The organism is Streptomyces sp. NPDC002742 (genome assembly GCF_042888885.1).
In the GTDB taxonomy this organism is placed as follows: Bacteria; Actinomycetota; Actinomycetes; order Streptomycetales; family Streptomycetaceae; genus Streptomyces.
Map to the genome: position 1 here is coordinate 379,584 of NZ_JBIAQF010000005.1, position 12,662 is coordinate 392,245.

10 protein-coding genes are annotated in these 12,662 nt (G+C 70.8%); 5 read left to right on the forward strand and 5 right to left on the reverse strand.

Annotation, left to right across the window (positions count from 1 at the left end; all coding sequences use genetic code 11):
* Positions 1 to 331 precede the first annotated feature (331 nt).
* The gene (locus tag ACFYW8_RS11170) at positions 332 to 1,969 is read left to right on the forward strand and encodes an alpha/beta hydrolase (RefSeq protein ID WP_389070776.1); all 1,638 of its coding nucleotides are present in this window, start codon (positions 332 to 334) and stop codon (positions 1,967 to 1,969) included.
* 237 nt (positions 1,970 to 2,206) lie between these two features.
* Here the strand turns inward: ACFYW8_RS11170 and ACFYW8_RS11175 are convergent, their stop codons facing one another.
* Complete coding sequence (locus tag ACFYW8_RS11175; protein WP_365879230.1) at positions 2,207 to 2,968, reverse strand: phosphoglyceromutase; 762 nt, start codon at positions 2,966 to 2,968, stop codon at positions 2,207 to 2,209.
* Positions 2,969 to 3,163: 195 nt separating this feature from the next.
* Here ACFYW8_RS11175 and ACFYW8_RS11180 point away from each other — a divergent pair, with 195 nt between their 5' ends.
* A complete protein-coding gene (locus tag ACFYW8_RS11180; protein WP_389070781.1) occupies positions 3,164 to 4,516 on the forward strand; it encodes an MDR family MFS transporter in 1,353 nt (450 codons plus the stop codon).
* Between the two features lie 56 nt (positions 4,517 to 4,572).
* Here the strand turns inward: ACFYW8_RS11180 and ACFYW8_RS11185 are convergent, their stop codons facing one another.
* A complete protein-coding gene (locus ACFYW8_RS11185; RefSeq protein ID WP_389070786.1) occupies positions 4,573 to 5,025 on the reverse strand; it encodes a DUF2000 family protein in 453 nt (150 codons plus the stop codon).
* A 49-nt stretch (positions 5,026 to 5,074) separates the two neighbouring features.
* Between ACFYW8_RS11185 and ACFYW8_RS11190 the strand changes: the two genes are divergently transcribed.
* A complete protein-coding gene (locus ACFYW8_RS11190) occupies positions 5,075 to 5,866 on the forward strand; it encodes an AraC family transcriptional regulator (protein WP_365879224.1) in 792 nt (263 codons plus the stop codon).
* 37 nt (positions 5,867 to 5,903) lie between these two features.
* Here ACFYW8_RS11190 and ACFYW8_RS11195 read toward each other — a convergent pair whose 3' ends face one another.
* The 3 genes from ACFYW8_RS11195 to mshA form a co-directional block, all read right to left on the reverse strand.
* Positions 5,904 to 7,664 carry a glycosyl hydrolase family 28-related protein gene (locus tag ACFYW8_RS11195; RefSeq protein ID WP_389070790.1) on the reverse strand — a complete coding sequence of 587 codons (1,761 nt, stop codon included), beginning with the start codon at positions 7,662 to 7,664 and terminating at the stop codon, positions 5,904 to 5,906.
* A gap of 175 nt (positions 7,665 to 7,839) precedes the next feature.
* On the reverse strand, positions 7,840 to 8,331 hold the full coding sequence (locus tag ACFYW8_RS11200) for a YbjN domain-containing protein (RefSeq protein WP_389070794.1): 492 nt from the start codon (positions 8,329 to 8,331) through the stop codon (positions 7,840 to 7,842).
* A gap of 328 nt (positions 8,332 to 8,659) precedes the next feature.
* Complete coding sequence (gene mshA, locus ACFYW8_RS11205; RefSeq protein ID WP_389070798.1) at positions 8,660 to 9,997, reverse strand: D-inositol-3-phosphate glycosyltransferase; 1,338 nt, start codon at positions 9,995 to 9,997, stop codon at positions 8,660 to 8,662.
* Positions 9,998 to 10,349: 352 nt separating this feature from the next.
* Here mshA and ACFYW8_RS11210 point away from each other — a divergent pair, with 352 nt between their 5' ends.
* Together ACFYW8_RS11210 and ACFYW8_RS11215 are read left to right on the forward strand one after the other, a co-directional pair.
* Positions 10,350 to 11,135 carry a class I SAM-dependent methyltransferase gene (locus ACFYW8_RS11210; protein WP_389070802.1) on the forward strand — a complete coding sequence of 262 codons (786 nt, stop codon included), beginning with the start codon at positions 10,350 to 10,352 and terminating at the stop codon, positions 11,133 to 11,135.
* A gap of 280 nt (positions 11,136 to 11,415) precedes the next feature.
* Positions 11,416 to 12,519 (forward strand): NlpC/P60 family protein, encoded by a 1,104-nt coding sequence (locus tag ACFYW8_RS11215; protein WP_365879214.1) that lies wholly within the window; start codon positions 11,416 to 11,418, stop codon positions 12,517 to 12,519.
* Positions 12,520 to 12,662 lie beyond the last annotated feature (143 nt).

Consider the following 12,662-nt stretch of genomic DNA (forward strand, 5'->3'; position numbering starts at 1 on the left):
ATCACCTCAACTGACCTGCCGTCGGGCGGTCGTTGGTTGTCGCTGTCGGTCGCTGACGGTTGGCCTCGGAGGTTCCACAGAGGTTCCAGGATCCGACCCGGCTCGACTCGGGGCCCGATCTGTCGCTATCGCCAGGGCCTGTCCGGCGGATCCCGAAATCGGGCCGTTCGGCGCGTCCGAGAGGGGCGCCGGCCGGATCGCTATCGTGCGCGGGCTCCCGTTCGGCTGCGGATGGCTCGCGCGTTTTGCCTGACCACGGTGTTGTTTGACACATATGCGTGCCGACGTCCAGCGCATGGGCGCGTCGCGCGCAGTCGTGAAAGGACAAGACATGCACATATCTGGATCGACAGCGGGCCGTCGGAGTTGCGCCGCGGTCGTCGCCGCGGTGGTGGCCTGCTCGACGGTGTTCATAGGGACGAACCCCGCCGTCGCCGGCGGTGCTCCGACACCTTCGGTGCCCGCCCCGAAACTGGACTGGAGACCCTGCGTTCAGGGCAGCCCGTTCGACTGCGCGACCGCGAAGGTGCCGCTGGACTACCGCACCCCCCGCGGCCGCACCATCGAACTGGCAGTCGTCAAACGGAAGGCAACCGGTCCCGGACGGCGCATCGGCACCCTGTTCTTCAACCCCGGCGGCCCCGGCGGGCCCGGATCAGTGCAGATGCCGCAGAACTACGAGTCCTTCCCGCGGGAGGTACGGGAGCGGTTCGACATCGTCAGCTGGGACCCCCGCGGGATCGGCAACAGCACCGCGGTGAACTGCTTCGCGAGCCCCGAGGAAGCCGCCGCCTGGAATGCGAGCAAACCGGCAGGCTTCCCGGTCGGCGAACAGGAGCGGACGGCCTACTTCGCCGCGTACAAGGATCTGGGCCGGCGCTGTCAGCAGCGCGACCCCGAGCTCCTGCGCCATGTGTCGACCGCCGACACCGCTCGCGACCTCGACCATCTCCGGCAGGCGGTGGGTGACCCACAGCTCACCTACTACGGGATCTCCTACGGCACGTTCCTGGGTGCCACCTACGCCAACCTCTTCCCCGGCAACGTCCGCGCCATGGTCCTCGACAGCGACTGGGATCCGCAGGCCTGGACGAACCACGGGTCCGACAAGGCCCCCCGGTCCACGGCGATGCTGCGCCTGGGCGCGGACCGCACCGCGGCAGAGACCCTGGACCAGTTCCTCACCCTGTGCGGGTCCACCACCACCGCCCGCTGCGCCTTCTCCGCCGGCAGCCCGAAAGCGACCCGGGACAAGTACCACCAGTTGATGAAGCGTCTCCGGGAGCATCCCGTGGGCGAGTGGACCTACGCCCTCACGGTCAGTGACATGGTGAGCAGCTTCTACGTCGTCCACCCAGGATGGACGAACCTCGCCGTCAAACTGCAGAGCCTGTGGCAGGGCCGCGCCCCGGAGCCGTTCCCGCTCCCACCCGCCCCGGCGGTCCCGGATCCGAATCCGTACCTGGGCGAGGAACAGGCCGGTGCGGTGTTCTGCGGCGACAGCCCCAACCCGCGTGACCCCGCTGCATACCACGTCCTGGAGGAGGCCAGCGCCGCCCGTGCGGGCGACACCGGACGCCACTGGACCTGGGCCACCGCGGTGTGTACCGACTGGCCGGGAGTCGCCGCCAACCCCTATCGCGGACCGTGGAACAAGCCGACAGCGCATCCCGTCCTGGTGGTCGGCACCGCCTACGACCCCTCCACTCCCTACTCGGCCGCGAAGGCCATGACCCGAGAACTGGCCGACGCCCGCCTGCTCACCAACAGCGGGCACGGGCACACGGCACTGCTCAACCCCAGCAGTTGCGTCAACACGCACGAGAGCCGCTACCTCATCGACGGCACCCTCCCGCCAGCCGGAACAACGTGCCGACAGGACGTGCCGCCCTTCTCCGCACCCAAGCCGCGCGGCGGCGTCGCCACAGGTGGGGGCGGGATGGCCGGCACCATCCCAGGCCGCCCATGACTTGCGGCCTTGGGCACGCGCTGACTCGACACGCCCACCCTGGACAAGATTCGCAGACGGCTTCGGGATGCCGGCTACGCAGCCAAGCTTGAGCGTTTGGTCCGCTGCTGCTGAGCTCAAGCCGTCCAGCCCTCGCGGAGGGCTGGACGCGGCGCTTGAGGGCCCAGCAAGGACCCAGAACGACCGAAGGCCCCTGACCTGCACTGTAATTGCAGGTCAGGGGCATGATCGCGAAAGTTACTTCTTTTTGCCCTGGTTCTTGACCGCCTCGATCGCAGCCGCGGCAGCGTCCGGGTCGAGGTAGGTGCCGCCCGGGTTGAGGGGCTTGAAGTCGGCGTCCAGCTCGTAGGAGAGGGGGATGCCGGTGGGGATGTTCAGGCCCGCGATGTCGGCGTCCGAGATGCCGTCGAGGTGCTTGACCAGGGCGCGGAGGCTGTTGCCGTGAGCCGCGACCAGGACCGTGCGGCCGGTCAGCAGGTCGGGGACGATGCCGTCGAACCAGTACGGGAGCATGCGGACGACGACGTCCTTGAGGCACTCCGTCTGCGGGCGCAGCTCCGGCGGCAGCGCCGCGTAGCGCGGGTCGTCGAACTGGGAGTACTCGGAGTCGCGGTCGAGCGCCGGCGGCGGGGTGTCGTACGAGCGGCGCCAGAGCATGAACTGCTCCTCGCCGAACTCGGCGAGCGTCTGGGCCTTGTCCTTGCCCTGGAGGGCGCCGTAGTGACGCTCGTTCAGGCGCCAGCTGCGGTGGACCGGGATCCAGTGGCGGTCCGCGGACTCCAGGGCCAGCTGCGCGGTACGGATCGCGCGCTTCTGGAGCGAGGTGTGGACCACGTCGGGCAGCAGACCGGCGTCCTTGAGCAGCTCACCGCCGCGTACTGCCTCCTTCTCGCCCTTCTCGTTGAGGTTGACGTCCACCCAACCGGTGAACAGGTTCTTCGCGTTCCATTCGCTCTCGCCGTGGCGGAGGAGGATCAGCTTGTACGGTGCGTCGGCCATGACTCCGAGCGTAATCGAACCCCGCGACCGCTCGCGCCCTCGGCCATCAGTCGGACACGGGAACCCCCGCCTGGCCGCTCCCGCCCCTCTTGGACGTCCGTCAGTTGACGGCATCTGTTAATTGAGTGGCCCTCCGAGGCAACCCGCTCGTAAGTTGTGCTCACCGCCCGAGCCGCTTACATCCGTGGGGGATCCATGCCAGCCGCCGTCATGAGACGTGCCGTCCGCGAGACCGTCTCAGGGCTCCCCCGCGAGTTCTGGTGGCTGTGGACCAGCACACTCATCAACCGGCTCGGGGCCTTCGTCGCCACCTTCATGGCGCTGTATCTGACCCTCGACCGCGGCTACTCCGCCTCGTACGCCGGTCTGGTCGCGTCCCTGCACGGCCTCGGCGGCGTGGTCTCCTCGCTCGCCGCCGGAGTGATGACCGACCGGTTCGGCCGGCGGCCCACCCTGCTCGTCGCGCAGGTGTCGACGGCCGCCTCGGTCGCGCTGCTCGGCTTCATGCACGACCCGGTGGCCATCGCCGCCGTCGCCTTCCTGGTCGGCATGGCCAGCAACGCCTCGCGGCCCGCCGTGCAGGCGATGATGGCCGACATCGTCCGGCCGGAGGACCGCGTCCGCGCCTTCTCCCTCAACTACTGGGCCATCAACCTCGGCTTCGCCGTCTCCTCGATGGGGGCCGGCTTCATCGCCGAGTTCAGCTACCTCGCGGGCTTCCTCATCGAGGCCGGCATGACCCTCGTCTGCGCGCTCGTCGTCTTCGCGAAGCTCCCGGAGTCCAGGCCCGTGCAGGTCGCGAAGGAGACGGCACCCGCGGTCGGGCTCGGGACCGTACTTCGCGACGGACGGTTCATGAGCGTCGTCGGGCTGTCTTTCCTCGTCGCCCTCGTCTTCCAGCAGGGGTCCGTCGGACTTCCGGTGGCCATGGGCAGGGCCGGATTCACCCCGGCCGACTACGGCACGGCCATCGCGGTCAACGGCGTACTGATCGTCGCGCTCCAGATCCCGGTCACCCGTTTCATCGAGCACCGGGACCCCAAGCGGCTGCTCGTGATCTCGTCGCTGCTCGCCGGGTACGGGTTCGGGCTCACCGCCTTCGCCGGGTCGGTCGGGGTCTTCACGCTCACCGTCTGCGTGTGGACCCTGGCCGAGATCGTCAACGCCCCGACGCAGACGGGTCTCGTCGTGCGCCTGTCCCCCGTCCACGGCCGTGGCCGCTACCAGGGCATGTACACGCTCTCGTGGGCGCTCGCCTCGCTCGTCGCCCCGGTGATGTCCGGCATCGTCATCGACCGCTTCGGCGCGGCCTGGCTCTGGGGGCTGTGCGCGGTGGTCGGCACGGCGGCGGGGCTCGGGTACGGGCTGCTCATGCGGCGGCTCCCGGCGGAGGAGTCGGTTCGGGAGCCCGCGCACGAGTCGGTGCGTGAACCCCTTCGGACTTCCCTCGCGGACGAGATGGTCGTCGAGGTCGGCCCCGCCGCCGTGGGCTGCGGCCCCGCGGTCGAGGCCGCCCCGGCACCCCGCACGGAGTCCGCCCCGGCCTGAGAACCGAGCCCCGGGCCGGGCGGGGGGGTGTCCGCGGACCCTCGTGAGCCCCGGCCTCACGGATGCATCCGCGCCCCCTTCACCACCTTGTCCACCGCGTTCCGCGGCCCATGGACCGCGAGACCGACCAGGTCCAGGTCACCGGTCCGTACCGCCCGTACGGCCGCGCGGTTGTCCCGGTCGTTGCCCGTGGCGAACAGGTCGGACGTGAAGAGAGCCCGCGGCAGTGCGCGGGAGAGCGCGCGGCCGTGGGCGGCGGTCAGTGTCTCCTTGGACGCCTCGAAGACCATGACGGGCTGGCGGAACATCGGCAGGTAGGCGACCGCGTCGGCATCCTCGTAGGGCTCACCGATCACCTCGGGGACGGCCGTGCCCAGGCCACTGACGAGGAAGGCGGTCACGTTGAGCCGCTGCCAGGGCTCCAGGTCGTCGCGCAGGACGACGGCGATCTTCGTGTCGAAGCGGACGGGTGCGTCGTCGGAGACGTTCATGCTGTTCACGCTGCTCATGCACTGACAATGCCGACCGGCGCCCGCCGTCGTCTTGTACGTTCTTTGCATGGCCCCCCAGCGCGAGATGTCCGCCTGGCGCCCGAGCGTCCCGGGCATCGTCGAGGTCTTCCACGCGCACTACACCGAGTACGCGTACCCGATGCACGTGCACGAGGCCTGGACCCTGCTGATCGTCGACGACGGCGCCGTCCGCTACGACCTCGACCGGCATGAGCACGGCACTCCGCACGACACGGTGTCGCTGCTGCCGCCGCACATCCCGCACAACGGCGCTCCCGCCACCGAGCACGGCTTCCGCAAACGGGTCCTCTACCTCGACGGCTCGCGCCTGGCCGACGATCTCATCGGGCCGGCGGTGGACGGCCCCGACCTGGCGGATCCCGTACTGCGGCGCCGGGTCGGCCAGTTGCACACGGCGCTCGCGCACCCCGGGGACGAGCTGGAGGCCGACAGCAGGCTGACTCTGATCGCGGACCGGCTGCGCGGTCTGCTGCGCCCCCGGTCGGCCACGGAGCCCTCGCCCGCCGACCGGCCGCTCGCCCACCGGCTGCGCGAACTCCTCGACCAACGGCTCGTCGAGGGGATCGCCCTCGACGAGGCCGCACGGCTCGTGCACGCCCACCCCGCGCACCTGGTCCGGGCGTTCAGCGGCGCGTTCGGCATCGCCCCGCACCAGTACCTGATGTCCCGCCGCGTGGACCGCGCCCGCCGGCTGCTCCTCGACGGACGGCCACCGGGCGAGGTGGCCGCCGCGACCGGCTTCTACGACCAGTCCCATCTCACCCGCCACTTCCGGCGGCTGGTGGGAGTGACCCCGGGGCGGTACGCACGGTCATGAGCCGTCCGGGATCGGTGACCGCAGTCCTGGGCGGGGTCTACAGGTCGCGCTGTGCCTCGTACAGATTGCGCGGCCGTACGACGTCCGTCGTCCCGTACAGCTCCAGTCGGGAACGCAGGTCCCCGGTGAAGTCGGGTACGTCGATCTGGTCGAACTCCGTGACCTCGTTGACGCCGACGGTGGCGCTGCGGGGGGCGAGGCCGTCGATCTTCATCAGGCCGGCCCGGCCGTTGGTGACCCGGATGTTCCAGTGGGTGAAGCGCGCGCCGAACAGGGGGCCGGCGGAGGCGTCGCCGCCGTGCCGGCCGTCGTTGTACACGGTGATGTCGGTGCGTACGTTCGCGAAGGGCAGTCCGCGGTGGGAGTCGAACGTGCCCATCCGCATGTCGCCGCGCGACCAGACGTTGTACGAGGACAGGCCCTCGACGTTGATGCCGTGCAGCTGGGTTCCGGCAGGCGCGGGGACGGTGCGCTCCTCGACGGTGAAGTCCTCGATCAGGTTGTCGTGCGAGCCCTCCCGGCAGAAGTACGGGTGGTGCGAGCCGCGTCCGGCGACCGACGTGCGGCGCAGGGTGCAGGCGGAGGCGGCGACGAGACCGAACCCGTTGTCGACGTGGCGGACCGTGACGTCGTCCACCCAGCAGTCGTAGGCGCACTGGAGGACGACGCCGTTGTAGCCCTTGTCGAGGAGGTGCGGGGACTGCGGTGTCTCCACCGCCTCCAGGGTCAGCCCCTCCACCCCCGAGCCCGTCAACTCCTCGACGTGCGTGGTCAGCCGCGGGTCCCACTCCGGGCGTACGTCGAGCGGGAGGGGGCGTTCGAGGGTCACCCGGCGGCCGCGCACGCGCGCGACGCGGACGGGCCACTCGTACGGGACGTACGAGGTCAGCTTGGTCTTGTCGTCCCAGTAGTACGCCTCCGGGCCTGGTCCGCCGCCCGACATGTGCTCCAGGAGGGTGTGGTCGGCGTCGTCGGCGAGGCGGAGAAGGACGAGATCGCCGGGGCGCAGTTTCGAGGCGTCCGCGACGGTGACCGTCCAGGATCCCTGGCATGCGGGCTCGACGGTCGTGAGGGTCCGCCAGGCGTCGCGTCCGTTGCCGGTCCAGCCCTCGAAGGGCCATGCCTTCGCCCGGATGGCGGCGACGAGGGAGTCCCAACGGGCCGTGGGGGCGAGCCAGATGAGCCCGCCGGCCCAGGACCAGGACGACTTGTCGCCGCCGTAACGGGATCCGTAGACACCGATGAGTTCGGTGAGGTTCTTGGTCGCGTACAGCGTCGTACGGCCGCTTCCGGCGCCCCGGAGGACCACGTTCGAGTGACCGATACGGATCAGGTCGTCGATGCGGAACGTCCCGGCAGGGATGGTGACCGTGCCACCGCCGGCCCTTCCGGCAGCGGCGACGGCACGGTTGATCGCGGGAGCGCAGTCCGTCGTTCCGTCGTCGGCGACGGCGCCGTGGTCACGGATGTCGGCCACGACGGGGCGGCGGGGGAAGCGCGCGGCCCCGCGGCGCACGCCGGACCGGCCGACGTACGGGATCTGCGGGTGGGTGAACGGGGAACGGGTGAACTCCCGCCAGAGCGCGGGGACTTCACCCTGCCGGACGAGCGTTCCCGGCGCGCCCCCGGATGTCGCGACGGCCGCCCCCCGTACGGGTGACGGCGCTGCCGTCGTACCCCCGGGCGAGGCGGCCGCCGTCGTGGCCACCGCGCCAGTCACGGCACCGGCCGCCACGGCCGTGGCGCTGCCGAGCAGCGCCCGTCTGGTGATCCCCGCGTACCCGTTCCTGTCGGTCATGCCCGTCCGCCCTTCCATGTGGCTCTGGTGCGACCTCGTGCGGCCCTCATGCGACATTTCATGGATGTGAACGTTGTTCAGCCCTGCGTCGGCGGTGAGCATGCCACGAGGATCCCGGGCGCGGAAGGGGGCACGCAAAAGCTAATCGCACTACCGAATTGCTGGGTGGCGAGGGTCAGTCGACGGGGCGCTTGGTCAGATGCGTGAACGCGTCCAGATTGCGCGTCGACTCGCCGCGGGACACCCGCCAGGCGTACTCCTTGCGGATCGCGGAGGCGAAACCGAGCTCCAGGAGCGTGTTGAAGGAGCCGTCGGCCGCTTCGAGGACGGACCCGAGGAGACGGTCCACCTCCTCCGGAGTGACGGCGGTCAGCGGCAGTTTGCCGACCAGGTAGACGTCACCGAGGGAGTCGACCGCGTAGGCGACTCCGTAGAGCTTGAGATTGCGCTCCAGGAGCCAGCGATGGACCGCTTCGTGATTCTCGTCGGGGTGGCGGATCACGAACGCGTTCAGCGACAGCGAGTGCTTGCCGACGATCAGCGAGACCGTCGTCGAGAGCTTGCGGGTACCGGGCAGCTTCACGACGTACGAGCCCGTCCCGGGGCTCTCCCACTCGAGCTCCGCCTCCGTGAGGACCCGCTCGATGATCGACGCTGCGTCAGCCATGAGGCGAGCGTACTTGACTCCCCCCTTCCTGAAGGACGCGGATTCCCGGCTCACGATGGCTGCGGACCTGCGGTCCGGCAGCTCTTGCACGATCGGCACCAACCGGGTCGTGACCAGCCCGGACGAGCATCACGCGCGCGGAGTTCTCGCCCCCGGGTTCCCTGGGGGACACGGCTCCGCACGGGGTGCAGGCGTAGGTTCGTTCCGGGAGGGGCAATGCGTGCCCGGTTCTCGCTCCGCAGTGTGCGCGGTCCGTCCCGACCCGAGTGCCGAGGCACCCTCGCATCAGTCGACCCGCCTCGGGGGTGACGCGAGGGGACGGACGGCGTCAGGCGTGGTGCGCCCGCACCCGGCGTCGGTGGTCCTGCGTCGCCGCCGCGTACACGTCCGCCGTCGCCGCCGCCGCGGTGTCCCAGCCGAAGCGCTCCGCGTGCCGTGCAGCGGCGGCACCCATGCGGGCCACGAGCGTCTCGTCGTCGGCGAATTCGCACAGCACGCGCGCGTAGTCGGCGGGATGGTGGCCGGGGACGAGGAAGCCGGTCTCCTGGTGGCGCACGGCCACCGGCAGGCCGCCGACCTCCGCCGCCAGCACCGGCGTACCGGCAGCCTGCGCCTCGATGGCGACCAGCCCGAAGGACTCGTTGTACGAAGGCATGACCAGCACCGAAGCCGCCCGGAACCAGTCCGCGAGCTGGTCCTGCCCGACGGGCGGCCGGAACCGCACGACATCGGCGATGCCCAGCCGCGCGGCCAGCTTCTGGAGCCCTTCGGGCTTGGCGAGCCCGCTGCCGCTCGGACCGCCCACCACGGGGACGACGATCCTGGAGCGCAGCTCCGGCCGCTCGTCGAGCAGCACGGCGACCGCGCGCAGCAGCACGTCGGGGGCCTTCAGGGGCTGTATACGGCCCGCGAAGAGGGGGATCAGGGCGTCCTGCGGGAGGCCGAGCCGGGCGCGGGCGGCGGCGCGGCCGTCGGCGGGCCGGAAGCGGTCGAGGTTGACGCCCGGGTGGACGACGGCGACCTTGCCGGCCTGCGCCCCGTAGTGGCGTACGAGCTCGTCGGCCTCCTCCGCGGTGTTCGCGATGAGGCGGTCGGCGGCGCGCACGATCTGGGTCTCGCCGATGACGCGGGCGGCGGGTTCGGGAGTGTCGCCCTCGGCCAGCGCCGCGTTCTTGACCTTGGCCATGGTGTGCATCGCGTGCACCAGGGGTGCGCCCCAGCGCTCGGCGGCCAGCCAGCCGACGTGGCCGGAGAGCCAGTAGTGCGAGTGCACGAGGTCGTAGTAGCCCGGGCGGTGACCGGCCCAGGCCTGCATGACGCCATGGGTGAACGCGCACAGCTGGGCGGGAAGGTCTTCCTTGGCGAGACCTTCGTAGGGCCCCGCGTCGACGTGCCGGACGAGGACACCGGGAGCGAGCTCGACGCTCGGCGGCAGTGCCGCGGTGGTGGCCCGCGTGAAGATCTCGACCTCGATGTTGATCGCCGCGAGCCGCTGGGCCAGCTCGACGATGTATACGTTCATCCCTCCCGCGTCGCCCGTACCGGGCTGGTGCAGGGGCGAGGTGTGCACCGAGAGCATCGCCACGCGACGGGGCCTGCGGTGCAGCCTGAGCCGTGAGGGTGCCGCCGGGGAGCGACGCCCGAGCCTGCTGACGTACTGGCTCACGTGGCGTTCCTCCTCGCTGCGGGCATGCCGGTCGGAGGACGTGTCACGCCCTCCAGGAGGTGGAACGCCGGAGGTGTCCGCCCCATTTCCTCTTTGCCGAATCATTACCATCGATCGCTCAACCGTTCGACCTCGGTGGGCGTCTGCCTCCCTGCCCGCCCGGCCTCCGCGGGTCCCTCCCGGGCCTCCCTCGGGGTTTTCCACAGCGGATCCGGGGTCGGACGCGGGGGTGTCCAGGGTTGTCCACAGGGTCACCCGGCCTCCGCCGGGTCCGCCTACTCTCGTACGCATGACAACCCGCGCAGCGTCCCTCCTCCACTCTCGGCTTCGCTCGAGCGGGAGCACCCCCGTCGTGGGTACGGTGACGCGCGGGACGACGAATCCCAACCGCCTGCGCCGCATGGACCGCTGGATCGCGGCGGTGCACGGCGCCGAACTCCACAGGACACCGGAGCCGGTGGCCGTCGACCTCGGCTACGGTGCCGCGCCCTGGACGGCGGTCGAACTGCTGACCCGCCTGCGCACCGCCGCACCCCGCACCCACGTCTTCGGCATCGAGATAGAACCGGCCCGGGTCGCCGCCGCCCTCCCGTACGAACGCGAGGGCCTGGCCTTCCGGCACGGCGGCTTCGAGGTCCCGGTGCCCGGCCGGCCCCACCTCATCCGGGCGGCGAACGTGCTGCGCCAGTACGACGAGGAGCAGGTCGCCGAGGTCTGGCGGCGGCTCCGCGCGCGGCTCGCGCCGGCGGACCACGGCTCCCGGGGCGGGCTGCTCGTCGAGGGCACCTGCGACGAGATCGGCCGTCGGCACGTCTGGGTCGCCCTCGGCCCGGAAGGCCCGCGCACGGTCACCTTCGCCACCCGGCTCGGCTCACTCGACCGGCCGTCCGATCTGGCCGAGCGGCTTCCGAAGGCCCTCATCCACCGCAATGTGCCGGGCGAGCCCGTGCACACCTTCCTCCGTGACTTCGACCGCGCCTGGGCGGCCGCCGCGCCGTACGCCGCGTACGGCGCGAGGCAGCGCTGGATACGCACGGTCCGCGACCTGACGGCCGACTGGCCGGTCACGGACGGGATCACCCGCTGGCGCCAAGGCGAAGTGACGGTGCGCTGGGAGGCGTTGGCGCCCCGCGGCTGACGGCGCCGCACGATCCGATCACGTCGAACCGATCGGCCCAGGCGGCCGGGAGGCGGCCAGTTCGTGACCTGCGGGGAACGATCTCGGTGAGTCGCACGTCACACACGCAGGGGGATGAGATCGTCATGCCGAAGCGGGCCAGGGGGAAGGTAGTTCGCGCCCGCCTCGCATGCGAGAGGAAGGGATTCTTGCCCGGCTCTGTCGCATTGCGCGCCGACATGGCACGATCCCCCAGGCATTCCGTATGTTACTGACGGTAAATCAGGTTGGGGGCGGAGTAATGGGATCCGGCAAGCGGAGCCTGACCACGGCGGCCATGGTCCTGGTCTGCGCATGTGCCTGCGTGGCACTGGCGTCACCAGGCACGGCCTACGCGAGCCCGGCACCGAAACCGGCGCCGACGAGAACCCCCACGGCGACCCCGACTCCCGTGAGCAACAAGGACCTTGAAGCGGTCCGCAAGAAACTCGACAAGCTTTACCACGACGCGGCGGTCGCCACGGACGCGTACAACGCCGCCGAGGAGAAGGCCGCGAAGCAGTCCGCCGAGATCGTCGGTCTGGCCCAGGAGATCGTCAAGGGCCGGGAGAAGCTCGACGCGTTGAAGGACCGCGCGGGCGCCGCTGCCCGTGCCCAGTACCGGGGCGGCGGGCTGCCGCCCGAGGCGCGGCTGTGGCTGAGCGACGACCCGCAGCAGTTCCTCGACGGCGCCGGAGTGGTGCGCCAGGGCGAGCACGCCACCGAGGGGCTGCTGGACGAGATGGCGCGCACCCAGCAGGACCTGCAGCAGTACGCGAAGGACGCCTCCGCGCAGTGGCGGAAGCTGGAGGCCGACCGCGAGGCCAGGGCCGAGGCCAAGAAGAAGATCAACCAGCGGATCTCCGAGGCCGAGAAGCTGGAGTCCCGGCTGGAGAAGAAGGAGAAGGAGCGGCTGGCGAAGCTGGAGGAGGAGGCCGCGTACCGGGCGCAGTCGACCTGGCTGAGCTCCGGAGTCCTCGCCGACATCAAGAGCGAGGCGTCCGAGCAGGGCAGGAAGGCCGTGAAGTACGCGACCGACCAGATCGGCAAGCCGTACGAATGGGGCGCCGAGGGTCCGAAGACGTTCGACTGCTCGGGGCTCACCTCACAGGCCTGGGCGGCCGCCGGTCACCCCATCCCCCGCACCTCGCAGGAGCAGTGGAAGCAGCTCAAGCACGTCGACGTCAAGGACATGCGCCCCGGCGACCTGATCATCTACTTCGACGACGCCAGCCACGTCGGGATGTACATAGGGGACGGCGCGATCGTGCACGCCCCGCGCCCCGGACGCACGGTGACGATCACGGGGGCGGGTTCGATGCAGATCCTGGGCGTCGTACGGCCGGACGCGCAGGACACCGCGTAAAACTCCGCGCACGGCGCCCTGTCAGGCGTGACGCCCCGCGGTTCGCGGTGGCGTCACGCCTGACGGGGCACACGTGACAGGGCACGCGTGACGCACCGCACGTGACGCACAGCACGGTTGCCCCGTCCGCGCAACCACGGGGA